General features: G+C 36.9%; 20 protein-coding genes and 1 riboswitch. Of the genes, 2 read left to right on the top strand and 18 right to left on the bottom strand.

What is annotated here, in order from left to right:
• Positions 1–210: 210 nt before the first annotated feature.
• The 7 genes from C1721_RS07125 to C1721_RS07155 all read right to left on the bottom strand — a co-directional run bounded on the left by C1721_RS07125 (position 211) and on the right by C1721_RS07155 (position 10,746).
• Entirely contained in the window at positions 211–1,560 is a 1,350-nt protein-coding gene (locus C1721_RS07125) for a DegT/DnrJ/EryC1/StrS family aminotransferase (protein ID WP_102407743.1), read from the bottom strand.
• A 20-nt stretch (positions 1,561–1,580) separates the two neighbouring features.
• Positions 1,581–2,396, bottom strand: a complete 816-nt coding sequence (locus C1721_RS07130) for an N-acetylmuramic acid 6-phosphate etherase (protein WP_102407744.1) — start codon at positions 2,394–2,396, stop codon at positions 1,581–1,583.
• Positions 2,397–2,656: 260 nt separating this feature from the next.
• The gene (locus C1721_RS07135) at positions 2,657–4,426 is read right to left on the bottom strand and encodes a RagB/SusD family nutrient uptake outer membrane protein (RefSeq protein WP_102407745.1); all 1,770 of its coding nucleotides are present in this window, start codon (positions 4,424–4,426) and stop codon (positions 2,657–2,659) included.
• 16 nt (positions 4,427–4,442) lie between these two features.
• Positions 4,443–7,778: a TonB-dependent receptor gene (locus tag C1721_RS07140; RefSeq protein WP_159063558.1), complete on the bottom strand. Its 3,336-nt coding sequence runs from the start codon at positions 7,776–7,778 to the stop codon at positions 4,443–4,445.
• Between the two features lie 222 nt (positions 7,779–8,000).
• Positions 8,001–9,020, bottom strand: a complete 1,020-nt coding sequence (locus C1721_RS07145; protein WP_102407747.1) for a FecR family protein — start codon at positions 9,018–9,020, stop codon at positions 8,001–8,003.
• A gap of 72 nt (positions 9,021–9,092) precedes the next feature.
• Positions 9,093–9,686, bottom strand: coding sequence for an RNA polymerase sigma-70 factor (locus C1721_RS07150; protein WP_102407748.1), 594 nt, complete (start codon positions 9,684–9,686; stop codon positions 9,093–9,095).
• A gap of 100 nt (positions 9,687–9,786) precedes the next feature.
• Entirely contained in the window at positions 9,787–10,746 is a 960-nt protein-coding gene (locus tag C1721_RS07155) for a tetratricopeptide repeat protein (protein ID WP_102407749.1), read from the bottom strand.
• Between the two features lie 563 nt (positions 10,747–11,309).
• Here C1721_RS07155 and C1721_RS07160 point away from each other — a divergent pair.
• Positions 11,310–13,517 carry an anaerobic ribonucleoside triphosphate reductase gene (locus C1721_RS07160; protein WP_102407750.1) on the top strand — a complete coding sequence of 736 codons (2,208 nt, stop codon included), beginning with the start codon at positions 11,310–11,312 and terminating at the stop codon, positions 13,515–13,517.
• Positions 13,518–13,523: 6 nt separating this feature from the next.
• Entirely contained in the window at positions 13,524–14,024 is a 501-nt protein-coding gene (gene nrdG / locus C1721_RS07165) for an anaerobic ribonucleoside-triphosphate reductase activating protein (RefSeq protein ID WP_102407751.1), read from the top strand.
• Here nrdG and C1721_RS07170 read toward each other — a convergent pair whose 3' ends face one another.
• The 11 genes from C1721_RS07170 to C1721_RS07220 all read right to left on the bottom strand — a co-directional run bounded on the left by C1721_RS07170 (position 14,025) and on the right by C1721_RS07220 (position 26,257).
• Complete coding sequence (locus C1721_RS07170) at positions 14,025–15,374, bottom strand: threonine/serine exporter family protein (protein ID WP_102407752.1); 1,350 nt, start codon at positions 15,372–15,374, stop codon at positions 14,025–14,027.
• A 44-nt stretch (positions 15,375–15,418) separates the two neighbouring features.
• Positions 15,419–15,616, bottom strand: a complete 198-nt coding sequence (locus tag C1721_RS07175) for a cysteine-rich CWC family protein (RefSeq protein ID WP_102407753.1) — start codon at positions 15,614–15,616, stop codon at positions 15,419–15,421.
• A 62-nt stretch (positions 15,617–15,678) separates the two neighbouring features.
• Positions 15,679–15,885: riboswitch (cobalamin riboswitch) on the bottom strand.
• 95 nt (positions 15,886–15,980) lie between these two features.
• Positions 15,981–18,290: a TonB-dependent receptor gene (locus C1721_RS07180; protein ID WP_102407754.1), complete on the bottom strand. Its 2,310-nt coding sequence runs from the start codon at positions 18,288–18,290 to the stop codon at positions 15,981–15,983.
• Positions 18,291–18,486: 196 nt separating this feature from the next.
• Positions 18,487–18,837 carry a hypothetical protein gene (locus C1721_RS07185; protein ID WP_102407755.1) on the bottom strand — a complete coding sequence of 117 codons (351 nt, stop codon included), beginning with the start codon at positions 18,835–18,837 and terminating at the stop codon, positions 18,487–18,489.
• 59 nt (positions 18,838–18,896) lie between these two features.
• On the bottom strand, positions 18,897–20,459 hold the full coding sequence (gene ahpF, locus C1721_RS07190) for an alkyl hydroperoxide reductase subunit F (protein ID WP_102407756.1): 1,563 nt from the start codon (positions 20,457–20,459) through the stop codon (positions 18,897–18,899).
• A 68-nt stretch (positions 20,460–20,527) separates the two neighbouring features.
• Positions 20,528–21,094 (bottom strand): alkyl hydroperoxide reductase subunit C, encoded by a 567-nt coding sequence (gene ahpC, locus C1721_RS07195; protein ID WP_102407757.1) that lies wholly within the window; start codon positions 21,092–21,094, stop codon positions 20,528–20,530.
• A 169-nt stretch (positions 21,095–21,263) separates the two neighbouring features.
• Positions 21,264–23,090, bottom strand: a complete 1,827-nt coding sequence (locus C1721_RS07200) for an O-antigen ligase family protein (RefSeq protein ID WP_234347385.1) — start codon at positions 23,088–23,090, stop codon at positions 21,264–21,266.
• A gap of 32 nt (positions 23,091–23,122) precedes the next feature.
• Entirely contained in the window at positions 23,123–24,007 is an 885-nt protein-coding gene (gene lepB, locus C1721_RS07205; protein ID WP_102407758.1) for a signal peptidase I, read from the bottom strand.
• 95 nt (positions 24,008–24,102) lie between these two features.
• Positions 24,103–24,987, bottom strand: a complete 885-nt coding sequence (locus C1721_RS07210; RefSeq protein ID WP_102407759.1) for a DUF1573 domain-containing protein — start codon at positions 24,985–24,987, stop codon at positions 24,103–24,105.
• On the bottom strand, positions 24,984–26,033 hold the full coding sequence (locus tag C1721_RS07215) for a BF3164 family lipoprotein (RefSeq protein ID WP_102407760.1): 1,050 nt from the start codon (positions 26,031–26,033) through the stop codon (positions 24,984–24,986). The genes C1721_RS07210 and C1721_RS07215 overlap by 4 nt, the downstream gene beginning before the upstream one ends.
• The gene (locus C1721_RS07220) at positions 26,030–26,257 is read right to left on the bottom strand and encodes an NVEALA domain-containing protein (protein ID WP_102407761.1); all 228 of its coding nucleotides are present in this window, start codon (positions 26,255–26,257) and stop codon (positions 26,030–26,032) included. Before C1721_RS07220 ends, C1721_RS07215 begins: the two co-directional genes overlap by 4 nt.
• Between the last annotated feature and the right edge of the window lie 66 nt (positions 26,258–26,323).

The raw sequence follows: 26,323 nt of genomic DNA on the forward strand, positions 1-26,323 counted from the left end.
TTCTCTACTTGATCCCATGAGAGAGAAAAACGGCCTTTCCATGGGCTGGCATATCCTGCCAATGTTAATGACACTGTCTCGTCTGTTGGTTCCAGACTTACTGAAGATGTTCCCACTTTGTATTCTGAACTACAGCCTCCTGTAAGTAATATAATGGAAAACAGGATATTGATATTTGTATAAACTAACTTCATCTCCTTCTCTCCTTTCTTATTTATTTAATTCTGTTGCGTATTTCTGTATTTTACGTATGGCTTCTACGATTTGTTCCATGTCTGTTCTGGAGCCGAGGAGCATGTTTTGGAAAAGCCATACACCTTGTTTTGTCAATTTGTCGTTTTGCGGGCACTCATTACGTTCTAGCCATTCTTTCATGGTTTTTTCCCCATATATTTTAAGATAGTGTTTATTGGTTGCAAGTTTTTGTACATATTCACTTTTGTTCATGGGACCGTAACCTGCAGAACAAGGTACACCTTCTGCGTTCAATACTTCTAGAAATCTGTTTAGACTCATTCCTGCGAAATGAGTAGGATTGTATCTGAACATATATAGATGATAGGCGCCCATTGTTACCCCGTCATATAATTTTGCTGGAGAAATACCGGGTATTTCACTTAACATTTTATTTAAGTAAGAAGCATTTTTATCACGGATGCAGGCTTGTTGTTCTAAACGATTCATTTGAGCAAGTAACAGACCAGATTGAAATTCGGTTAATCTCATATTAACTCCACGCGTTCCTGAACCACCGACGGCGAATGATGTACTTGTTCCTCCTTGTCCTTGGTTATGGAATGCATAACAACGTTGTATAAAGCTTTCGTCATTAGAAGATATTGCGCCACCTTCTGCACAATTCAGATTTTTTGAAGATTGAAAACTGAAAGCTCCTCCTAACCCGTAAGTGCCAACTTTTTTACCTTTCCATTCTGCAAGATGCGCTTGGCAAGCATCCTCGATCACTGGTAAATTATATTTTTTGCTAATGTTGAGGATTGTATCCAAGTCGGCAGGCAGCCCCCCAATGTGTACAGGCATTATCACTTTGGTTTGTGGAGTAATGGCCGGTTCAATTTTTTTGGCATCAATCTGGAAAGTTTCTATATCGGAGTCAATAAATACGGGCAAAGCATAATTTAGCGTTATTACATTATAAGTGGCAACGAAAGTGTATACGGGCATTATAACTTCGTCTCCCGGGCCTAAATCCAAAGCTCCGAGCATTGTATATAAAGCCGCTGTGCCGCTGGAGACTCCTAATGAATGTTTAACTCCAAGCATTTTAGCATATTCGGATTCAAAAGATGCTGTGGTATGACCGTCTAGTCTCCCCCATTTTCCGGTTCTCAAAGTGTTTATTAAAGCTTGTTCTTCAGACACTCCATAAATAGGCCAACTTTGAAATCCTTTTGGATGAGCTTTACTACCTCCTAGCATAACAGGTTTTATATCCGTTTTTAAAGAACTAGCAGTAGTGAATGACGGTGCAAATAATAAACTGCTACCTAAAAGACCTGTTGTTCCTAAAAATTTTCTTCTGTTCATTTTATTTTCCATGATAATTGATTTTTAAAGTTTTACTTGATTGATTTTAAATAATTAAGTGCTTTTCGCACGTTTTGGTGTTCTAGTATTAGTTTTTTAGCCTTCTCGTAATCAGTTAATCCTGATTTTTCCATCAACATTCTGACGGATCGATCTATTACTTTGTTATTGATGAGGCGTACGTTTACCATTTTGTTGTCTTCAACTCTACCCAATCGGATAAGTACGGAAGTGCTTATCATATCGAATATCATTTTTTGGGCGGTACCACATTTCATGCGTGTACTACCTGTTACGAACTCCGGTCCAAGAATCAACTCAATAGGATAATCGCAGCAAGCTGCAATAGGAGAGCCAGGGTTATTAACAAGGCATCCACAGGATATTCCCAATTTTCTGCATTGTTTCAAACCGGCAAGTACATAAGGAGTCGTGCCGCTGGCAGAAATGCCCAATACAAAGTCTTTGGAAGATACTTTGTGTAAATCCAGTTGACGAATAGCGTCTTCTTCGCTATCTTCCATTGCTTCCAATACTTCCAATAAGCGTTCTTCTCCTCCTGCTAGCAGACAATTAAAAATACCCTTTTCAATCCCATAAGTATTGGGTAATTCTACTTTGTCGAGTACTGATAAACGTCCTCCGCTACCAGCACCTAAATAGAACATTCTTCCACCTTTTTTTAGTTTGTCTTCTATAGTTGTTACTACTTTTGCTATCTGCGGTAATATTTTTTGAATAGCAACAGCAACTCTTTGATCTTCGTGGTTAATGTTGCTGATCAACTCCATAACCGACATTTTTTCAAGATGGTTATAGAGTGATGGTTGTTCTGTTATTTTATCCATACTTTTATGATTTTTTGTTGGTGTCTATTTTGTTGTCCTTAAGTTGAATTTGGACAAAAAAAGAGTGGTGTGGCTGTCTGATAAACAGAATCCAATTTATTAATCTTGCATATATTCCTTTTTATGGGACCGTTTATTGGGCCTTTTTGTTCAAAAGATATATTCTCTTAATATGCTGTTTCCCTAGTATAGAGGAAATAAACTGTTTTCTTTTGATTTAATTACCAGACAGCCACTTCATATTACATATTCTGAATAGTCTATGGAATTGTTTCAACTATTTCAGTTAACGGAGGGATATTGTTGTTTGCTCCGTCGTAACCTTCATTTTGATTAATAACTCCTTTTGTATTTGCCGTGATAACACTTTGTGGTATAGGCCAAAGAACATGAAAAGGATCCATAATAACGTAGTTGGCCAAAACATTTAATTCAGTTTGGTAGTATGTGTTATATTTTAAAATACGATCATAGAACCAACTTTTTTTGCTGAAATCTTGTAATGTGTAACCGTTTATGCCGGATTTTGCCATTATATATGATACTCGGACAAGTTCCGAATGTCTTGGCTCTTCTGCAAATAATTCACGTGCACGTTCATCAAAAATGAACTCAATAGTTACTTCTTCAGGAGTGATGGGTTTGGCCTTTGCCCTGGTTCTTACCTTGTTTATATCTTCTGCTGCAGCAATGTTGTTCTTTAACCAATAATAGGCTTCCGCACGTAAAAGGTATGTTTCTGCAAGACGAAATACATACCAATCTCCATTACTTCCCATTGGATTAATTAACGGATCAGGGGCCGGTACATAGGTGATATAGAATGGGAAAGCGAAAGTATAATAGAAAGTATCTGCTAATGCTGCAAAATTATTAGGATCAATAGTTTTGCCATAATCTACAGATTTCGGATTATTATATTTTAATTCATGCATATCTATCCAGTTTTCGTCAGATCTTCTTAAATCTGAAGTGTTTTGCCAATTTTCGTTTTTGTATGACCAGATATCGAATCGATAATAAGGGGTATTTACCAAATTCGGATTAGCTTCTCCATATAAAGCTTTATATTCTCCGTCGTAAGTCATCCCTTGTTTTCCTTCACTATCGAGTACCGCTGGATACCACCATCCGCAATTATAATTTCTCATTGTTCTCAACCCTGCCGTTTTGGATTCTGCAGGAGCTTCGAATCGGTCTATAGTAGCGAGAATCGTTTCCGTGTTTTCTTTGAGGTTGAAATTTTCCGGACGATGAAGGTCCCACATTAAATTGTATTTCGGATCATTTACATCTTGTCCGAAGCGACGTTCCATAAGTGCGTATGAATAGTCATTTATAACATGGTTGGCAGCTTTTACAGCCTTTTCAAATTTCATATTAGCCAGATATACCTTTGTTAGAAGATGATAGCCGGCACCTGCGGACACTGCACCTGCCGCCGTCTTTTCCGGAGCAGGAAGATATTTGACTGCGAATTCTAAATCCTGTTCTATTTTATTGAGAATAGTCCATCGGCTGTAAGTCGCGAAATCCAGTTTAGGACCTTGCACTTCTTCAAGAATCAGAGGAACATCCCCGTAATTATTTACCAAACGGTAATACCAATATGCTCTATGCCAATATGCCTCTGCTAATAATGTGTTTTTCTCATTTTCATCTTCCCATTGGATATTGTCAATGCGTGAAATTAACACATTGGAGTTTTTAATAAACCCGTATGCACTGGTGAACATTGAGAGGAACGGGTAATAAGTGGAATTACTTGGAGTCAATTTTCTGAAATCTAATTGTACTAAAGGAACTCCCAGATCTGAAGCCGCCATTTCTGTACAAATGTAATGTCTTTCGTCTGTATGATCTCTCCTCAGGTCCTTTCTCATAGTTAGAATGAGGGATTCAAATCCACTTTTATCTGTATATACATTCTCGGGGACATAAAAAGAATGAGGTTTAGGCTCTAACCATTCGTCCGTACACGCTGTATAGGACAAAATGACAAGAAATAAGAATAAATATAATCGTTTCATATTAGTTTATTTTTTATTATAAAGATATATTTACACCAAAAGTATAGGTCCGTGGAAGAGGAGTGTTTAGAGATTCAGGGTCCCAGCCCATCCAGTCTGTAATACACCATAGATTACGGATAGAAAAAGAAAAGCGGGCATTGTTTACGTGTAATTTTTGTGCAATCTTGTCGGGTAAATTATATCCAACTGATACATCCTGTATTCTTAGGAAAGATGCAGGTTTGTATATTTGTAATCCTCCTCCATATGAACTGGGACTCATTCTTAGTCCTCCCCATTCTTGATTTCTATTCTCTGGAGTCCAGTATGGAAAATCGTATGCATTTACACGGTTGTATTCGTACCCTCCATCACGTTCAGCTAATGAAGCTCTGGCTATATGCCCCAGATCGGCTCGCAAGAATATAGATGCTGTAAAATGTTTCAGAAAAGTAAAATCGTTTCCAAAACCTAAACGAAAACGAGGGCTTGTATATCCGATGAATTGTTTATCCATTTTATCCTCATATTTTCCGTTATTGTCTAAATCCTCACTTTTGTAATCGCCGGGAGATAAATTGTATTTAGCCGCTTCATCGGCTTCCTCTGTCTGCCAGACACCAATTACGTTATATCCCCATACTCGATCTATAGGTTGTCCCGGAAATAGCCCGTTGTTATAATCCGGTAATTCTCCGTTAAGCTTTTGTCCCATTAATATGTATTCTCCGTAGTCTCCGAATAATTTTTTGATTTTATTACGGTTTAGAGAGAACACTAAGTTACTGCTCCAACTAAAGTTTTTATTATCTATGTTGACAGTGTTCAATGTCAATTCGAATCCTTTGTTTCCAAGTTCTCCTAAATTGGTTGTAATATTAGAAAAGCCTGTTAGTTCGGGAAGCCTCCTATCCATTAGCAAGTCACTTGTAGTCATAGTGTAGAAGTCGGCGACAATTGATATTCTATTTTTCAATAAAGCCATATCTACTCCGAAATTTAAAGACTCTGTACGTTCCCATTTTAAATCGGGATTTGCTAGAGATGCATTATAAACGTTTGAAATGGAATTTTGGCCATCATAATAAAGACTAGAGGAAACGGTTGCTAATGCAGAATATTGTCCAATAGATCTGTTTCCGTTTACTCCCCAGGAAGCTCTTACTTTCAGAGCACTGATAAACGGTACTTTAAAGAATTCTTCATCTGAAACTCTCCATGCCAAAGCTACAGCAGGGAATACAGCATATGGATTTTTTTGTCCGAAAGCAGAGTAACCGTCTCTTCTTACAGATGCCGTCAATAAATATTTTCCGTGTAAGATATAGTTTATTCTGGCCATTGCTGCATTTCCTGTCAATTCGGTGTCGTTATTGTTTATGGAAATTTTTTGAGCTTGCTGTAAAGCATGCCATCCTAAATTAGCATTGGGAGCAAAAGTTTCTCCAGTCATAGAAGAATTCCAGTCTCTGAATTTCTCTGCACTATATAATAGTGTTAGGTCAAAGCTATGAACCCCAAATTGTTTATTCCAACGAATAATATTATCTAGCATCCATTCAAATTGAGAATATTCTGCGCGGCTACCATATCCTTGGGAATGTGCGATAGTGCCATTAAATGTGTCTGTACCCCAGAAATTATAATCTTTAGAGTATTCATAACGTGGTTGGAAGTTCATTTCATATTTAAAGCCAAAAGGTAAGTCTACTTTGGCAAATATGGAAGAAAATAAGGTGTTTGCCTTCTTACTTCTTTCTTGTTCTTTACTTAATAAAGGATTTATGAGTCCTACATAACCGGAGGGATACCAATTTAATGATCCGTCTTCTTTATATATTGAACAATAAGGACTTACTCTTTCGGAATAGGATATAGCTATTGGGCTTTCATCTCTACTTGCAAATTGTGTATTAATGCCGACAGTTAGCCATGAGGCAATTTTAAAATCAACGTTTAATCTGGTTCTTAAAGCCGAAAAACCTCCGTCTTTTAGGATTGTTTCATTATTATCATAGCCTAGAGACCAGTAATAATTTGTGTTTTCAGTTCCTCCGGAAATGCTTACGTCGTAGCTTTGTCGTAGGCCATTTTGTAATGACATGCTAGGCATATCGATTGTATTTCCTGCCATAAAATTTTCATGTTCTGTAGGAAATAAGTTAAGTCGTGACCCCCATTCGGACCTGTTGTCCGCATTCGGATTGGCACTGGCATTCCTCCATTCTTCCAAAGATGTATCAGTAGGCAGTTCTTCTGGGTTATAATAATAGTATGGGTAATCATTTGGAAACCAGGCAGTCATCGCATCTCTTCTGAATCTGAGAAAATCTTCTCCTTTGTATGATCTGAATTTTTTATTAGAAGGTTGTGCAATCCCTATTTGTGCGGAGAAATTAATCATGGGTTTACCTTTAACACCTTTTTTAGTTGTAATGATCATGACACCTGCAGCTGCTCTTGAACCATAAACTGCAGCAGAACTGGCATCTTTTAAAATGTCAACGGCTTCGATATCATTTGGGTTTATATCATTGAGATTACCGTTATAAATTACCCCATCTAATACGATAAGCGGAGAAGTGGATGCTTTTAAAGACGTAGGTCCCCGGACTTCCAATTTAGAAGCACCGTCACTTGCAGAACCGGATTGTTGTGCATAAAATCCTGCAACTGTACCAAGTAAGAAATCGGAAACTTGTGTCTTTGCTTGGTCTTTGTACTTATCAGTATTTATTCTTACAACAGAACCGGTTAAATCCTTTTTCTTAACGCTTCCGTATCCGACAACTACTACCTCTTCCAATTGTTCAACATCTTCTGTCAGTATAATATTAAATATATCTTTTGAACCTACAGGTATTTCTTTTGGTAAATAACCTATATAGGTGACAACAAGAGTTGAGTTTGGATTTATATCTAGCGAAAAATAGCCGTTTTCATCGGTGATTGTTCCATTTTGTGTATTTTTCTCAATAATATTTGCACCGATTATTGGCTCATTCTGATGATCTTTTATTGTTCCTGTTACTTTTTTCTGTTGTGATATCCTTTGCTTGTTGTCAATAGACTGTTTCGGTATAATAACGATGTGGTTATCTACCATTTTAAAAGTGGCATTTTCTTCTTTCAGTATTTGTTCAAGTATAGAACTCACTGTTTTATTTTCAGCTTTTACAGAAACTATACGATCTAAGTTGATGTCTTTTAAATCATACCAGAAAGAATAATTTGTTTGTTTTTGTATATTACTGAATACTTCGTTTATACTAACATTTTGTAGATTTAATGTAACTTTTACCTCTTGTGAATAAGAGGTTGCCGAAACTGAAAATATCACAAAGAAGAGTAGTAGTGTGGATATTTTCATAATATTTATATTTTTTTTGTTGCATAGAATCCAATATGAAGAATTCTTGCTGCATAATTTTTTATACATTTGCAGTAATTATTAAGCTGTTAATAATCGATTTATTGATTGTTGACAAGAATAGAATTGAGGGATGTTGGCCCATTCCTCAATTTTTATGGTTATCAATTAATTTCTTACATTTCCCATAGGCATTAGACTTTTGTGGTTTAACAAATTTATTTAAAAGATATCTATTTTATTGTCACTTATTTTATATCTAAACTTTTGGTTTGAAGACATTATCTCCAAAATTTTTTCAATTGATTCATTTTGACGGAAATCTCCTCCGAAACGTTTATTCTTCAAATCTTCTGTATGAATTGTAATTTCTATATTGAAATTTCTTTCTAAAATTCGCGTAATCTCTTCAAATGTTTCACCATTGAAAATAAATCGTCCGTTCATCCAACTCAGAACCTCCTTTGGTAAATAAGGATCGACAGAGATTTGATGAGAATTTATATTATATATACCTGTTTCCAAAGGTTTTAATATGGTAGTTTTCGTCTCTCCATTTTTGGAAAGGGAAACACATCCTTGTAATAAAGAAACTTTAATTTCTTTGTTATCTGGGTAGGCATTTACATTGAATATTGTGCCTAAAACTTTTACTTCTAGTTCACCTGCTTTCACAACAAAAGGTAGTTGTTCGTTTTTAGCCACTTCTAAATAAGCTTCCCCTGAAAGAGATAATATCCTGTTACCTTTTCCAAAGTCATTGTTGTATTGAACTGAACTGCCAGAATTTAGCCAAAGGATAGTTCCGTCAGCGAGTTTTACTTGTGTTCTTGAACCTTTTGGGCTTATGATTTCAGATAACGAAATAGTATTATCTTGTATTTTGAAATAAAGGAAAGTGTAATATGTTAAAAAGATAAACGGAATTAATATAGCAGCAGCTCCTATTTTGCTCCAGACTAATCTCTTTTGAAACCATGATTTTTTAGAGTTTTGTTTTGATAAACTTCTAATTCTTTTTTCAAAGAGTGAGAATGCTTTTTCATAATCAAATGATAGTGTGTTATCAGCAATTCCGGATGAATTCCAAATATCTTTTAAACTTTCATAATATAAATGATGTTTATCAGATTCACTAAGCCACTTATTAAGTATAATCTGATCTTTATCGGTTATATTTCCTGAAAGATAATCGATTATTAGATTGTCCCAATATTCTTTATTTTGAATTTGTATGTTCATAATTCACGTTTCTATAAGTATGACAAATGAAATCATAAATCGGGTGAAAAAATCAGCTTTTTTTATTCTGAATTAAAATAGGTACGAGATAAAAAATAAGGAAATAGTATAATTTTTTAAATCTGTTCGTAGTTTATTAAGTACTAAACGGATGTGGTATTTTACGATATCAATTGTTAAATTCTTTTGTCGAGCTATTTCTTCGTATTTCATTCTTTCATTTCTGCTCATCCAAAATATTTCTTGCGTTAGGGCAGGTAGGGAATTAATAGATTGTTCTATTTCATTTTCTAATTCTTTTTCCAGTAAGATACATAAAGGGTAGTTGTCTTGTTCGTAATAAGCACGTTGCTGACCTTTGATTTTATCGGAAAGGTTTTGCATTAAATTATTATGCCTATAGCAGTGGTCCAGATAATTGATGCAAGTGTTTTTTACAGCTTTCATCAAATAGGCCCTTAATGATTGATTGATAGTTAAAGATTCATGATTTTCCCATAAATTGAATATGACATCACTGACTAACGTTTCTGCAATAAAAGAGTTGTTTACGTAACTATATGCAAATGCGCAAAGAACTTTGTAATGGAATTTATATAATTGTCTGTATGCTGTTTCATCTCCTCTGCGCAGACCATTAATTATTTCTTGTTCTGTGTCAATCATTTTATTATCTTTTTGAAAGTCTATGATAGTATTAGTATTTAAAATTATAGATCAATCACAAAGATAAAATAATAAAGAACTTTTAAGAAAATAATTATATTTAAAATGGCATATATGATTTGTTCTCAAAGTTCGTGTGTTGTCCGTTCATTTTCTGTGCTTCTTCTCCTTCGGGATTCAATTCGATGGATTTTTTCAGGTCTTCAAAAGCTCCGTCTTTGTCGCCTTTCAGATTTTTGGCACGTCCGCGCTCCGCGTATGCTTTGGCGAATGACGGGTTTGTATCGATGGCTTCGTCAAAAAAAGTGATTGCCTCGTCTAGTTTTTCTTGTGTTATTAAAAGCTTTCCGGCCAAAAGTGCGGCATCTTCGTTGAATGGGTTTAAATCTAATACGTGTTGGTAGTTTGCGGTGGCATCATCCATGTCTCCAAGTGCTTCGTGGATTTTTCCTTTTAACAAAAAAGCTGTTTCTTCTTCCGGAACAAGTTCTATCACTTTTTCTACATCCGGTAAAGCTTCTTTTGCCTGTTTCATAGATATAAGGATTTCCGCCCGTAATAAATAGGCTTCCGAAAAATCTTCTTTTATAGTGATTGTCTTTGTTAAATCGGCAATGCCCCCTAATAAATCGCCGGTTGCTTTTTTAGCCTTAGACATTAAATAATAGGGTAAATGGTTTTCCGGGTCTAATTCAATAATGTGTTGGCAGACCTCTATTACTTCGGCATCTTTATCCAAGAAGAAAAGAACGTGAACGCGGGTAAGCAACGTGTTGACATGATCCGGTTCTATTTCTACCATGCGGTCAAGTATATGTAACGCATTCTCTTGTTCATTAGCTACAATGTAAGCATTGGCCAGATAGGTCATCGTCTCGAAATCTTCTTGTATATTTAGCGCTTTCGTGAAACATTTGATGGCATACGCCAATCTGCCCATTTTCTGGGCGCGTATACCGTCGTACTTTAATATATCGAAATTCTTTTGATCGGTTTTCGCTTTTTCTTCTTCCGGATTTTCTTCTTTTGAGGAAGAAAATAGTGATTTAAAAATTCCCATGTCTTTTTTCTATTTTTTATAGGTTCGCAAATGTAAACAATTTAGTCATAAACCGCAAAATTGTTGATTATATGAAAAAACGGAATCATCCCGATGATTTGCGAAAATCGCCTCGATGATTTGGAAAAATCATCCTGAACTTATTTTACTCCATTTTTATTCCTTTCGGAAGAAAATTTAATTTCTCTCGAAAGAAATTCCAATTTCATTCGGAAGGAATAAAAAAGCATATAAAATCGTTTGTGATATTTTTATTTAGGAATGCGGAATAATCTTCTTTAGATAAGATCCCTTTGGTTTGTATTCCAGGATGGGTAATATGAAACCAATCCGGTAGTATGTTTGTAATATAAGAAGGACTTTGTATTGGCCTTTATGTTTTCTGTTTTTGGAAACTTTTCTATATTACTTCGTTGTTAAGTTTTTTAAAATATTTTTCAATTTGCTATTTAATAGCTGATTAACATAATTTAATTCGTGAAAAGTTTTCCAAAATGAAGAACGTAATGTATATGTACTTACCTTTGTTGGTGAATAGATAATAATCAGATAAATCATATACCATGATTCAGACAGTAGTCAAAAGAGATGGACGTATCGTTGGTTTCAACGAGGAGAAAATTACTACAGCGATACGAAAGGCAATGTTGCATACCGAAATAGGTGAGGATATGCAGTTAATTCGCCAGATTACCGATCATATCTCTTTCAAAGGGGATTCTCAAATGACGGTAGAAGCTATACAGGATGCTGTGGAATTGGAATTGATGAACAGTAGCCGCAAAGATGTGGCTCAGAGGTATATCGCTTACCGTAATCAACGGAGTATCGCTCGAAAGGCGAAAACCAGAGATATGTTTCTGGAAATAATTAATATTAAATCGAATGATATTACCCGTGAGAATGCGAATATGAATGCCGACACTCCTGCCGGTATGATGATGAAGTTTTCCAGTGAAACTACTAAACCTTTTGTTGACGACTATTTGCTGAGTGAAGATGTAAAAGATGCAGTTGCCAATAATTATCTTCATATTCATGATAAAGATTATTATCCTACAAAGAGTTTAACTTGCGTGCAACATCCGTTGGATCGTATCTTGAAATATGGTTTTTCTGCAGGCCATGGCGAATCCCGTCCGGCCAAACGGATTGAAACTGCAAGTATTTTAGGTTGCATTTCTTTGGAAACAGCACAGAATGAAATGCATGGAGGGCAAGCTATTCCTGCGTTCGACTTTTATCTGGCTCCTTATGTGCGTAACAGTTTTATAGAAGAAATAAAAAATTTAGAGGAATTGAATGGTGAAGAATATTCCCATTTGTATCAAAAAGAACTGGATGATTATATTAATCGCTCACTGGATGGACTGAAAGGGGATGATCGTATCGTGCAGCATGCTATTAATAAAACAGTTAGCCGGGTACACCAGTCGATGGAGGCTTTTATTCATAATATGAACACAATCCATTCAAGGGGTGGAAATCAAGTCGTTTTCAGTTCTATTAATTATGGTACGGATACTTCGGCTGAAGGACGTTGTATTATTCGGGAAATCTTGAAAAGTACTTATCGGGGAGTTGGAAATGGAGAAACTGCTATTTTCCCTATTCAGATATGGAAAAAGAAGCGTGGTGTGAGTTATTTGCCGGAAGATCGTAATTATGATTTATACCAGTTGGCATGTAAAGTAACTGCACGCCGTTTCTTCCCGAACTTCTTGAATCTGGACGCGACATTTAATCAAAGTGAAGAATGGAAAGCCGATGACCCGCAACGTTATGTACATGAGGTAGCAACGATGGGATGTCGTACGCGTGTTTTTGAAAATCGTTTTGGCCCAAAAACATCTATAGGGCGTGGTAATATATCGTTCTCTACTATTAATATTGTCCGTCTGGCGATTGAATGTATGAATATTGCAAATAAGGAAGAGCGTATTGCCCGGTTCTTTGCCAAATTCGATCGTCTGTTAGATATAACTGCAAGCCAGTTACATGAACGTATGGAATTTCAGAAAACAGCTTATGCGAAACAATTTCCTTTGTTGATGTCGTCTCTTTGGCTAGGCAGTGAAAAACTTAAACCAAACGATACGATTGCTTCTGTAATTAATCAGGGGACTTTAGGTATCGGATTTATCGGTTTGGCCGAATGTCTGGTTGCTCTTACCGGTAAGCATCATGGGGAAGATAAAGATTCCCAAGAATTAGGTTTGAGAATTGTTACTTATATGCGTGATCGTGTAAATCAATTTTCGGAACAATATCAACATAATTATAGTGTATTGGCAACTCCGGCTGAAGGATTATCCGGAAGATTTACCCGTCGGGATAGAAAGAAATTTGGGATATTACCCGGCATTACAGACCGCGATTATTATACAAATTCCAATCATATTCCTGTATATTATAAATGTAGCGCTCGCCATAAAGCAGAGATAGAAGCTCCTTATCACGACTTGACTCGTGGCGGACATATATTTTATGTGGAAATGGATGGAGATGCTACACATAATCCGGAAGTTATTATGCAGGTTGTAGATATGATGGATCATTATAATATAGGATATGGTTCAGTTAACCATAATCGTAACCGTTGTTTGGATTGCGGATATGAAAATGCGGAAACGAATTTGGAGGTTTGCCCGAAGTGTGGCAGTAAGCACTTAGATAAACTTCAACGTATTACCGGTTATTTGGTTGGTACAACAGATCGCTGGAATAGTGCTAAATTGGCAGAATTGAATGATCGCGTGATTCATAATTAAAGGGAAATGCTATCTATTATAGATATTATAGAAGATACAACAGTAGACGGTCCGGGTTTCCGGACCGCTATCTATGCGGCCGGTTGTCCGAATCAATGTCCGGGTTGCCACAATCCGGAGTCATGGGATATTAATAAAGGAAAACCTGTGTCGACAGGTGAGATTTTAGAGAAAGTTTTGGCGGATGATTTCGCCAATGTCACTTTTAGTGGTGGCGATCCGATGTTTCAGCCGGAAGGTTTTACCGAATTGGCTCGCGCAATTAAAGAAAAGAGCCGGAAAAATATCTGGTGCTATACGGGATATAAGTTTGAAAATATTCTGAATAATCCGAAACAGGCACAACTTCTTAAATATATAGATGTGCTGGTGGATGGGAAGTTCCAACAATCTCTTCGAGACGAAAGCCTTTTGTTTCGTGGCAGTAGCAATCAGCGCCTGATTGACGTAAAGGCTTCCCTCCGGGAGGAAAAGGTGGTTTGTTTGAACTATAATCCTTATCTATAATTACCATTCAATAAATTTACCGCGTATCCGGCGTTTCTCGAGTTCCTCCTGGAGATGCCGATGGCGGTCTTTAGCTATGTAACGACGGGCAAAAATATTTGGAACGGCTACGCCCAGTGAAATGCAAAGAATAATCAATGCGGAATTGATACCGTTGGAAAAGGCATTTGTAACTTCTCCGATTACTCCGTGCAGATTAATAAAAGCGAGTATTGAACGATACATCAGTACTCCCGGAATCATTGGAATCACAGAGGGAATACTTAATACGTGGTTAGGTACGTGAAACCAGTGTACTGCCTTTACCGCAAGAAGACTGACTACGAAACTTCCCATAAACGAACCGATAACAGGGCCGTATCCTAATTCAAAATTTACAAAATTGCGTGTGCATACAGCAATAACACCTCCAATAGCAACGACCCATAACAAACGACGTTGGATATTGAATATCATAGAGAAACCTACCGCGGCTATAGCTGCGGCAATAGCATATATATAATATGGATCGTGAGGAACCATACTTAGCTCACTAAATTTATGATCGATAGCAACATCATTCATTACTAATAAACGTAAGGCGAATGTTATACCGAAAGTCATTGCCCCTACAATCATAACCGTGTTTGCCGCGCGAGTAATACCGACTAGCAAATGGTTGTCTATCATGTCATCCACGAAATTAATCAATGGCACACCGGGCACGATAAATAAAGCACAAGCGAGCAATGGATGATAAGGTGTATTGGATAATCCAGAGTAAGAAGAGGCATAAGCCAGACAGGTTGATACAAATGCTGCAACGGCGATGCTCATATATACATTAATTCCGGATTCGATGCAACGGGCACGTACTCTGAACCCAATGAATGCACAAATTGAGGCGAATAAAAAAGCGATCCAGTCACATCCGAACAATTTACAGAAGCCTCCACAGGCAAACCCTGCGCCGAGTGCTACTATATATGGCGTATAATTTCGTGATTGATGAGATATTTTTTCCAGTTCTTCTTCATATCTGTCTAATGAATAATCTTGTTCAATGGCATGCCATGATAGTTTGCTTATTTGCGAGAGAGTCGTCATATTTATAGTATGTTTCTCGCATTTCTGGAATTTAGAGAATGAATGTCTTTCATCACTCACATTTACCATCATCATTGTCCATCTGATATCGATATGTAATTTTTCTTCAGGAATACCCATGAACGCAGCTACTCTTTTCATATTACGCTCAATACGATTCGTATCTGCAGCACTTTCCATGAGTAGTTTTCCTGTACGAAGGAGAAGGTCTAATTTACGTCGTAATAACAGTACCTCCTGATCTGTTAAATTTCCGTTTTCCATCTTTTTCTAGTTAATTCCGGTGTAAAAATAAGAAGACCTTAATATCAGGAAGTTTGTTTAGAGATACTGGAATCACGTTTAATTTCTTCCAGACAGGATTTACACAAACAATTAGGAAAGTAATGTTTTTTTACGTATTCACGCTGGATACTGTTAAGCTTCACTGTTACACATTGACAGCCGGTTATATTCTCGGGTTGACAAATAAAGGATGCTCCACATCGTGGACATATTTTCTCCATGAATTACTAACTTTAAGAAATCAATAATCTTTTCGTACTGTTTCTCTAATCCCGCGAGCAAAAACAGTCTTTAATGAATGGCAGGTCTTCTGACTTACTCCCATCTCGAAGCCTTCCCGGCTGTTTTATAACAAGCCAGTGGCAAAAGTAGTTTAGAGATGTTGAAACGGAGTTTCACAGCAGCGGGACTGTCCGGGATTTACACCCGATTCCCTTTTAATCCGTATCCTCGAATGGGTAATACGAAACCAATTCGGTGGCAAAAGTAAGGAAAAAGGATATATTGCAGGTGTTTTTTTACAAAATATATTTCATTTAAATTTCAGATACACAACCTTGCAATTGACTTGCTGTGAGGCAAAGATCAAAAACTGATCTTTGCCCCAGCAAAATAACTACGCGGGCTAGCCGGACCATATATATATGCCGAATCCCTGTCTTTTCCTTGATCGAAATCTGATTGATATGCATTAAAAAGATTCTGTATACCTGTATTAAATTCCAATCTCATTTCTTTGTAGATGGGGAATTCGTAGGCTAACTTTACATTCATGTCAAAAAAGTCGGGAGTTTCTATCGTTTTATCTAATGGAATATATCCTGCTAAATGTTGTACTAGCATACTTCCTGTGTAAGTTCCAGATAATGCTACCGTGAATTGTTTGAATGGGGTTACTGTTGATGTGAAATAACCGTACGTGTTTGGCGTACGGAACATTTTTTTTTCTGCTGGAACGTTTTCATCACTGCTCCATTTTTCTGACTCTTTATAACGGCTGCGTTGTAAAGTAGCCCCAGCCTGAACTGACAGCCACGATGTTAATACGGCTTTTCCTTCCAGAGTAAGCCCCATTACTTTGGCTCCTGAGCCATTGCGACGTTCTTTTATCAGATTGCCTTGTTCGTCTCTACCAATATCTTCTAATACGAATACATCACTTAAATTGGTGAAAAATCCTTCAACAAGAAAATTTACCTGTATCCCATTTCTAAAGCGATGGTAGAAATCTACTGATGTGCTAAGGCTTTGTGACTTTTCTTCTGTTAAGTCTTTTGCTCGTTGTATCATTGCGACTTCACCGCCAACTGCAGAAATATGCATATCTTCATCAAATGCTTGCGGGGCACGGAATCCGCTTGAATAACTGAGGCGAATATTTATATCTTCTGTGGGATTGAAGCGTAGATTAGCACGCGGACTAAATACAAGATTATCTATCATATTATGCTTATCCAAACGGGCACCAATTAGGAAACTCCACATTTTATTTTTCCATTCATTTTGCAGGAATGCGCTTTCTATGTATACATGCTGGTTTGTGTAACGGTTGTATCCTAACATTTTATCTTTTAAATGGTCGAAATTGTATTCTAATCCGGCAGTTAATTCGGATGGCATAAACAATAACTTGTCGAAGCTATAGTTATATTGTGCTCCGGCCATCCAAGTGAGATCTGTCGTTTTTCCGTAGGCATTCGGATCTTTGTTTGTTCCATAATAACTGTCACGGCTGGTATTCTGTGCCGAAGTGAAAATACTTAGTTTTTGCTTATAGTCTTTGGAAAAAAGATCGAATTTCAGACCGCCTCCATCAATAGAATGTTCCAATTGTTCGGCAATGTCGGCTTCATGAGGAGGAATATCTAAGTTGTTTCCTCCACGACGGTATTCGTTCATGTGGTGATATTCAAAAGTTAACTTGCTGTAAGTGCTTGTTTTGATATACGAACGGAAGCCTACGGTTTGGTTTTTTAATTTAGGCAGTTCTGTAAAACCGTCTCCATCATAGTCGAATCCGGCTCGATACCGGTTCTGGCCAAAAATATACATTCCTGCCTTTCCGTTTTCCGTTACCAAAGAGGCATTCATTGTTGTGTTATTATCAAAAGAGGAACTACCTCCGATAGATGTAAATGTATGTCCTAGTTCTCCGGAATTTCGTAATGGCTCCTTGGTGATAATATTGATAGTTCCGGCAATAGCTGAAGAACCGAATAATGCAGATCCGCCTCCACGCATTACTTCTACTCGTTCAATCATATTTGCAGGAATTTGTTCTAGTCCGTAAACGCCGGAAAGAGCACTGAATATAGGACGTGAATCTATTAATATTTGTGTATATGGCCCGTCTAAGCCATTAATTCGCACTTGCTGGAATCCACAGTTCTGGCAATTCGTTTCCACACGTACGCCCGGTTGAAAGTTCAGCCCTTGAGAGAGATTAACTGCATTGGTTGCTTTGAAAATTTTTGCATCCAATACATTGACTAAAGAGGGGGAGAGGCGTCGTGTCGTTTCACTTCGGTTCGCGGAAACAACAACACCATCTAATGCTATCTGGTCTTCTTCCATCTCAATGTTTATTTCCAAAGTTTTTCCATTCTTTAGAGTTACTTCTTTTGTTACGGTTTTATATCCGAGGGATTTATATTCCAGAGTAAATTTTCCTTCCGGTAAATTCTTCAGGAAGTAATGCCCTGAGTTATCTGTAGTGGTTCCGATAGTAGTTCCTTTTAGTATGACACTAATAAAGGGAAGGTGTTCGCCGTTTCTTTTGTCCAATACGTGCCCGAATATGTTCGCATCCGATTCGTTTAGGCGTTCTTCGCCCGTTGCCTGTGCAGCCGATAAGGCACAACATAGGCATAATATAAGTGTTATAATCTTATTCATGTCAATTAATTTTGAAAAAATAGTGATACAACTGTGATTTATATGTCTGTTGAGAATCCATTTATTACCGATGAATTTATATGCAGGTAATTATCAATACATAATTATATCATTATATCGGTTATAAAATGGCATTTGTATCCAATGGAGTCTCCTTTGGACAGGCATAAAATAGAAAACAATAGTTATGTATAAATCAAGATTGAGGTGGGGCTCGGAGAGCTATTTTTCCTCGGAAAGGAATGATATAATCCAGGTATACCGGAGCAAATGACAGGATATGCACATACGCAAAGAGTGCCGCCAACAAAATGGCGATAAAAGCTATTCCTGCTATCTGTAAAGTAGATAACTGATGAAGTAGTTGAAACTCTGCATAGTTGTGTTCATGGTCGGGACGACCATCGCCTGTTTTTTGATATGGATGTGAGTGGACTATCGTAACCCCATTGACTATATGAACGTGGGTAAACGCAATCAAACATCCCAAATAAGCAATAAATAAAGAGGGAAGTAAGACTTTTAGGTATTTTCTATATTTATCCATCTCTCCGGTACAAATATATAAATATAACCGGAGAAATGAATGCTTTATTATGAAATTACCTATTTATGGGTATCAAGAATTCCATGCAAACGATCCTCAAATGCAGAAAGAGCTGCTTTTGCTCCTTCTCCCATGGAGATTATGATTTGCTTGAATGGTACGGTAGATACATCGCCGGCAGCATAGATGCCCGGAATGTTTGTACGGCAATGCGTATCTATAATGATCTCTCCCTGACGATTGGTCTCTATCAATTCGCGGAATATACTGCTATTGGCGGCGAGACCTATTTGCACGAAAATTCCGTCTAATTCAATAATGTGCTCTTTTTCTGTCACCCGGTCTTTTATACGGATACCGGTTACTTTATCGCCATTGCCTATGACTTCCGTAGTTTGGGAGCTGGTGAAAATTTCTATATTGGGCAGACTTTTAGCTTTCTCTTGTAATACTTGATCAGCTTTCAGGCCATCCATAAACTCCAATACAGTTACTTTGGAACAAATTCCGGCTAAGTCTATAGCTGCTTCAATACCTGAATTTCCTCCGCCTACTACAGCGACATGTTTTCCTTTATAGAACGGTCCGTCGCAATGTGGGCAGAATGCAACACCTCGCCCGATATACTCGGTTTCGCCCGGTACATTAAGTTTCCTCCAACTTGCGCCGGTTGCAATGATTAATGCCGGAGCAACGAAGCTTTCTCCACTCGCGGTTGATATTACTTTATTCTTGCCCTCTGTCTCCACTCTTTCTATCTTTCGATGTTCCAGCAGGTCAATTGGATAACGGCTCATGTGCGTTCTCAAATTATCCGCCAGTTCACTTCCTGTTGTTTCCGGTACTGAAATTAGGTTTTCTATGCCGACCGTTTCTTTTACCTGCCCGCCGATTCGTTCGGCAACAACTGCTACCTTTAAGCCTTTGCGTGCGGAATAAATAGCTGCGGACGAACCGGCAGGACCACCACCTAATACAATTATATCGTATTCTTTTACTGTTTTTTGTATCGTATTTTCATGGATGCCATATTGTTCTTCCAGCTTGTTTAGTAATTCACCAAAGTTACCGCGCCCTACATGAATTAACTTATCATCGGCATATACTGAGGGAACAGCCTGGATTTTTAAAGCTTCTACTTCTTCTTGGTTAATTGCACCGTCAACCATTGTATGGTTAATTTTATTGTTTAATGTTGCCATGGCATTTAATGCTTGTACAACATCCGGACAATTGGTGCAAGTTAATGATACATAAGTTGTAATGTTGATCGGACCATTTAAGGCTTTTACTCGGTTGCATACAGCTTCGTCAGGGAAATTCTTGCCTTTGCCATCTGCATTTAGCAGAGCTAATAGTAAAGATGTAAATTCATGTCCGTTTGGTACGCCACGAAAACTGATACCTGTTTTCTGCCCATTCTTTAACAGGGAAAAACTTAGGCCTTTACTGTCTGTTATCTGGATATTCAGTTTTTCGGAACTGTCTGCTACATCATTTAATAAGTCTATTAATTCCTGACGACTTTCGTGCTCAGGAGAGACGTGTATATCGAAGGTATAATTTGCATTCAGATTAGCAAAGATACCTTTTAGTTGATCTTTTAATGCTGATTCTAACATATGCTGAGTTTAATGAAGTGGATAAAAAAGGCCGGCAATGTGCGTTGCCGGCCTTCATCTGGTTTTGTTTAGATCTTACCGACCAGGTCAATACTAGGTTTCAGGGTTGCTTCGCCTTTCTTCCATTTAGCCGGACAAACCTCGTTTGGATGGGAAGCTACAAATTGAGCGGCTTCTACCTTTCTCATCAGTTCGGAGGCATCACGGCCGATACCGTTATCGTGAATTTCAGCAACTTTGATTTTACCTTCCGGATTTACCAGGAAAGTTCCGCGATAAGCCATTCCTTCTTCTTCAATCATTACACCAAATGCACGGCTAAGTGAGCCTGTTGGATCAGCCAACATCGGGTACTTGATTTTACGAATAGATTCGGAAGCATCGTGCCACGCTTTGTGTACGAAATGCGAGTCTGTACTTACGGAATAAATTTCTACTCCCATAGCTTGGAACTGGTCATACTTTTCTGCCATATCTACTAATTCTGTAGGGCATACAAATGTGAAGTCTGCCGGATAGAAAAAGAAAATAGCCCATTTACCTTTTATATCTTCGTTAGTTACAGTTTTGAAACTACCATTGTGAAACGCTTGAACACTGAATTCGGGAACTTGTGAATTAATAATTGTCTCCATGATTCTTACTCTATTTAAATTATTATTTACTTTTGTTTGACGTCACAAAAATATAGCAAAAATCCTCAGTGTTGCAAAATTCCCAATCGAAAGATTTTATGAGCTCATAGATAATTATTGATTGTAAATCTGTTATTTAAGTGGATGCTTTGAAAATAAAAGGAACTCCTTATTGCTCTTCCAGAAGCTTCTTGATTTCGGCTCTCATTTCTTTAATGGCTGTATTTTCTACTTTCGGTTTCTTGTTTAATACGATATTGGCAGCGACTTTCATTTTCTCCGGATTCTTGTAATTCGGATCCGCGTATAACTTGGTAAGCAGGTAGTATGGGTAAATACGCTCCGGTAAAATATTGATAGCGTAGAGCAAATGTTTTTCAGCCTCATCGTATTGTCCGAGAGATTGTTCGTTCTTAGCCATCATGTAGTAAAGCATGGGATCGGAGCTGAGATGTGTGGCCCGCTGCAATAAGAGGTTGGCTTTTGCATATTGCCCTGTTTTACTCAGACATTGAGCGTATTCGAATAAATAATCATGTTTGTGTTTTAGCTGAGGATATAACATAACATAACTGTCGATAGCCGCCTCATATCCCTTGTTGTTGTATAACGCTTTAGCAATTGTCCACTGATTATAAGTTTCGGGCATATGCCTTTCCGCTAAAAATAACAAACCACAACCTAATGTAGTAATAAGGCCAATACAAGGCAGTTTGCATTTGTTTCTTATAGAATGTGATTCTTTGACCTTATTGGTTGATACACAGATGACGGATAAAAAGATGAGTAATACCCAAAAAGAGGGTAGTTGGAACGGATATGAAGAAAAGGCAAATATCATTAACGCTATAATTCCTCCTGTTGTTCCGTACCGTTTGCTTCTTATTCCATAATATAAAGAACAACCAACCCATGCCAGAAATACGATAAGCCCCGGTATTCCTTGTTCTAAACCTATTTGCAGGAATTCATTGAATGCGTATTCAGGGCTGCCTGCTACGTACATTTCTATTTCGCTTGCTTTACCCGAGGCGAAATATTCTGCTTGGGTTTGGGCATAAGTTTCCGGAAATCCACCAATGCCTACGCCTTTTAATGGTTGTTGTTCTATAGCTTTGGCCGTAATATGCCACATGAGTAAGCGACCGTTTGCAGAATCTTTTTTGATTGAATATATGGCAAAAATACCTATCGAAATCACAGCGATGCCTATAAAAAGGAAGCTAATGAACAGTTTTCGATGTTCTTTCCAGTATATGTGGATGTTTTTCCATCCGATTCGATAAGTGACATATACCCAAATACATGAGATAGCAGCAGCTATCCATGCCGAACGGCTCATTCCTGCAGGAAGTATAATTATTATAATGATGATGGCGAGCCATGACAGATAGTAAAGTGTAGTTCTTGGATTCCAGAATTGCGCTTTTTTACAGTTTCTGAATCTTAACATAATACCGAAACTGACAGGAAGAACGATGGCCAAATATCCACTGAATGGTCCTGGATTAAAAAATGTACCTGTAAGTTTGAATAACGAATGATTTGACGGGCTGAAACCATATAATTGTGTCATTCCCCAAATAGCTTCAAAAATACCTGTACATATAATAATGGATAAGTAAAACATTAATAAGGATTGGTAATTCTTAATGGCAAGCCTCAGCATAAACCAAAGCATAATTAACTGCCCTCCGAATAAAAGTTTTTCCGGTTCAGGATTTAGTTTCCAGTTATAAGTTGCTAACGATATGGCTGCAAATAGAAGAATTAAAATGTCGGATAAGATAAACCTGAAATTCTTCGTTCGCATGGTGGTAATTTCCATGAATAAGGTGCTTCCTGCAAAAAGCAATACCATATTATGAAACCAAAATATTTTTCCCATTACCATTCCGTTAACGAAACTTGTATTAGCGGCAAATACAATGCATAATATGAGCATTCCGCTTATAGAAAGAAAAAGCAAACGAAGATATGATAGGAAGGTTGCCATAATAGATGTTGATTTAGAGTTTGAATTGTTGATTAATGGATAGTTCTGAAAAAACGTTCCCAATGATATTGACCAGTATAAAGGTCAGATGATTTCCATATTAACCAGGCTTTACCAACAATGTATTCTTCAGGTAATAATCCCCAATATCTGGAATCTTGTGAATCTTCAGCCTTATCTCCTCCCATGAAATAGTAGTTTTTCTGGAAATGATAGCTTGATATTGGTTGCTTGTTGAGATATACAAGTGAGTCTTTGTATTCCAGTTTACCTTGCTGCTCCCATTCTATTAATTTACGGTAAAAGCAATAATTTGTACGATCCATTATTATTTCGTCATTAGCTTTGGGTATGTACAAAGGACCAAAGTTCTTTATATTCCATTGGATGATAGAATCGTAAGGGAAAGTAATATATACACTTTCTTCAAAAGTACTTTTGTCTCGTTTGGCTATTCGATGTTGGGCTGCCGAATTACCCAAAGATTCATTTACCCCATTTATCCGGTACAATCCGTTTTGTATCTGCAAGGTATCACCTGGCAAACCAATGCAGCGCTTGATGTAATATTTCATCATGTGCATCTCTATTTTCTCCCAAGTATTAGGGTGTGGAAAGTTAAATACTAAAACATCATTCCTCTGTATTTTTTTTAATCCAGGTAGGCGATATATGGTGGTTTTTTCATTTCGCAAAGTTGCAAATATGTTAAATAAACGTGGGCCGATTGATAGTTTATTTACTAATACATTGTCTCCCATAATGAGTTCAGGGCTCATTGAATCACTTGGTATTTTAAATGAGCTAAATACAAAGATTTGCATAGTAAGCAAAAGTACCAGTATAATACATCCTATCCAAAGGATATTGATGATGTAGGTAGCTAATTTTTTGATGTGCCCTTTTATTATCTTCATTATTATAGCCCTATTTCCCTTTATATACCGTTCTTAATGGCAGCTAGTTTAGTTGTATTTTAGACAAATATCAGAATAATTTATAAACAATACTATTATTGTAGTGCTTGACCTGTAATTCTTAATTTTATAAGATGTTCAGTATTACATTTAATAGTAATTGTTTCGTTAAAATGTCCAACTTCCTTTGGCGTCATATCTATATCTACCTGAAGTGTTTCATCTTTTTTAGCCGGATGTTTGTCAAATGATACTGTGGCACAACCACAAGTTGTACTGGCATCTATTATTACAAGCGGATAATTTCCTGTATTTTTAAGGATGAAAGATGCTTTTCTGGTTTCTGCGAGTTTGAAAGAACCTAAGTTTATTTCTGTCGTATTTAATTCTGCGGTTGTTTTTTTGTATTTATCGTAAAGTAGAGGATTTCCTGTTATTTGTTTAATATATAATTCTTTAACTGCCAGGTTATGAATTGGATTCCCAATTACTGTCACTTTGTTGTTTTTATCCAGTAAAAAGGTCTGAAAGCTCATGTTGGATGGAAAATGATTCAGTTTGTTTAGTTCGTCATTTCGATCTATACAAACCGGATAATCAAATTTATCTCTTCTGAACAAATAGCGTAGTTCTTTTTCACTTTTTGGATGAAAAAAGAAAATATAAGGAAGTTGTTTGTCTGTTAGAGAGTCTGTATAAGCAATAAGTTTTTTCCATTTATCTAATTGAAGCTTACAACTGGTACATCCGATGGAATCAACATAGATTAATATTTTATAAGGAGTATCGGGTATTTTAAAATCTACCGTGTCTGCAAGCAATTTTGTAAAAGTTGGTGAGGCAGGGAAAACGATTTCTTTTCCCTGCCATTTTTTTACCAAATGAGTAATTTTCTCTTTTTTGTTTCCATCACATGCAAATAATCCAAGAATTGAAAGAAACAAGAAAATATAAGGAGTTATATTTTTTAGTTGTTTCATATTCTAAACTCAATAATCGGTTCATCGTGATTTACATCTGTCGCGATAATTGTTCCTGTTTGTTCGTTTACGTCAATGCATTGAATGGCATGATCTAAGATGTATTTTTTTACTGGTTCTCCTTTTAAATTAAATACATAAATAAAACGGCCTCCGCTTTCCGGTTTTTCTCCTCTTTTGTATGCGGCACCTATGTCTTTAAATGAACGGTTATGGAATACTGTATAAATGTATTTGTCTGTAACTTTTACATTACTGAATCCCATAATTCCTGTTGGAATACAATCTCCTTCTATTATACGGAATACAGGTTCTCCTTGTGGACCGTAGAAAACAGAATGAGTTCCATCTTTTAAATTATATATTTCTAATACTTCACCTAATTGGGTCACCATTGCTAGTACTCCATTTTGAGGATTATAATCAATAAAAGTACGCCATGCTTGAGCAAGAGCAGGTAAAGATATATCTTCATAGTTGTTTTCAGTAGGAATAAAGCCTTCTGATTTTATTAATTTCCCTTCTTTTGAAACAACGTCATATCTATATTTACCTAGATAGTCAGGTACCAAAAAGCATGAATCCATCGGGGAAAAATCCAAGGTACGCACTAGGGCTTTGTCTAGCTTTATGGTTTCTACCCGTTCCGCAGATTTGTGTGCCGGAGAAATACTCCAGCGCGTAATTTCCATTTTATTGGCATCTAATGCCCAAATGGAGTCTAAGGAATAGAAATGGAATGTTTCTCCGGATAACATTTCTTCCGGAGCTTCACCTCTTTTTCCAAAAGAGGTAATATGTTCCCACTTAGGATAAGTGAAAGCATGGTAAAAATGATCGGCATTATGCAAATCCATTACTATTGCAATACTATCTTTAACCATTACCCGATAAGGGTAACGGAATAAGACAGTATCTAAAGAAATAACCTGTGCTTTTAATGCCTCTTCAACCGGAAAACCCGTATAACGTGGATTAGTTAATTTATTCTTGTTGCAAGAAACAAGTCCGCATACAATTAATAATATATATAGGAAATGTTTCATTCTTCGTAATCAAGACTATATCCCGTGATTTTATATTCAACATTATATCCCATACATTCCACATTGCCTGAACCAACGCAATGTGTGCCAGAACCACCTTCCCCTCCAGCTAATGCTTCTACATTGGAAAATGTAATTTCATTTAATGCTTTATTTTTTTGTTGAGCATAAAAATAAATAGAAATAAAGAATAGAATACCAAATAAAATTTTAATGACTTTCATAATAATATAATTTTGTTCAAAATAAAGGTGATTAATCTGAATTTAGTGTAAAAAAATAATTACATT

The sequence above is a fragment of the Parabacteroides bouchesdurhonensis genome, assembly GCF_900186615.1.
Classification (GTDB): Bacteria; Bacteroidota; Bacteroidia; order Bacteroidales; family Tannerellaceae; genus Parabacteroides; species Parabacteroides bouchesdurhonensis.

Coding starts and splice junctions, on each gene's coding strand:
- C1721_RS07125 (WP_102407743.1), bottom strand. CDS start 1,560: ATGGAAAATAAAATGAACAGAAGAAAATTTTTAGGAACAACAGGTCTT.
- C1721_RS07130 (WP_102407744.1), bottom strand. CDS start 2,396: ATGGATAAAATAACAGAACAACCATCACTCTATAACCATCTTGAAAAA.
- C1721_RS07135 (WP_102407745.1), bottom strand. CDS start 4,426: ATGAAACGATTATATTTATTCTTATTTCTTGTCATTTTGTCCTATACA.
- C1721_RS07140 (WP_159063558.1), bottom strand. CDS start 7,778: ATGAAAATATCCACACTACTACTCTTCTTTGTGATATTTTCAGTTTCG.
- C1721_RS07145 (WP_102407747.1), bottom strand. CDS start 9,020: ATGAACATACAAATTCAAAATAAAGAATATTGGGACAATCTAATAATC.
- C1721_RS07150 (WP_102407748.1), bottom strand. CDS start 9,686: ATGATTGACACAGAACAAGAAATAATTAATGGTCTGCGCAGAGGAGAT.
- C1721_RS07155 (WP_102407749.1), bottom strand. CDS start 10,746: ATGGGAATTTTTAAATCACTATTTTCTTCCTCAAAAGAAGAAAATCCG.
- C1721_RS07160 (WP_102407750.1), top strand. CDS start 11,310: ATGATTCAGACAGTAGTCAAAAGAGATGGACGTATCGTTGGTTTCAAC.
- nrdG (WP_102407751.1), top strand. CDS start 13,524: ATGCTATCTATTATAGATATTATAGAAGATACAACAGTAGACGGTCCG.
- C1721_RS07170 (WP_102407752.1), bottom strand. CDS start 15,374: ATGGAAAACGGAAATTTAACAGATCAGGAGGTACTGTTATTACGACGT.
- C1721_RS07175 (WP_102407753.1), bottom strand. CDS start 15,616: ATGGAGAAAATATGTCCACGATGTGGAGCATCCTTTATTTGTCAACCC.
- C1721_RS07180 (WP_102407754.1), bottom strand. CDS start 18,290: ATGAATAAGATTATAACACTTATATTATGCCTATGTTGTGCCTTATCG.
- C1721_RS07185 (WP_102407755.1), bottom strand. CDS start 18,837: ATGGATAAATATAGAAAATACCTAAAAGTCTTACTTCCCTCTTTATTT.
- ahpF (WP_102407756.1), bottom strand. CDS start 20,459: ATGTTAGAATCAGCATTAAAAGATCAACTAAAAGGTATCTTTGCTAAT.
- ahpC (WP_102407757.1), bottom strand. CDS start 21,094: ATGGAGACAATTATTAATTCACAAGTTCCCGAATTCAGTGTTCAAGCG.
- C1721_RS07200 (WP_234347385.1), bottom strand. CDS start 23,090: ATGGCAACCTTCCTATCATATCTTCGTTTGCTTTTTCTTTCTATAAGC.
- lepB (WP_102407758.1), bottom strand. CDS start 24,007: ATGAAGATAATAAAAGGGCACATCAAAAAATTAGCTACCTACATCATC.
- C1721_RS07210 (WP_102407759.1), bottom strand. CDS start 24,987: ATGAAACAACTAAAAAATATAACTCCTTATATTTTCTTGTTTCTTTCA.
- C1721_RS07215 (WP_102407760.1), bottom strand. CDS start 26,033: ATGAAACATTTCCTATATATATTATTAATTGTATGCGGACTTGTTTCT.
- C1721_RS07220 (WP_102407761.1), bottom strand. CDS start 26,257: ATGAAAGTCATTAAAATTTTATTTGGTATTCTATTCTTTATTTCTATT.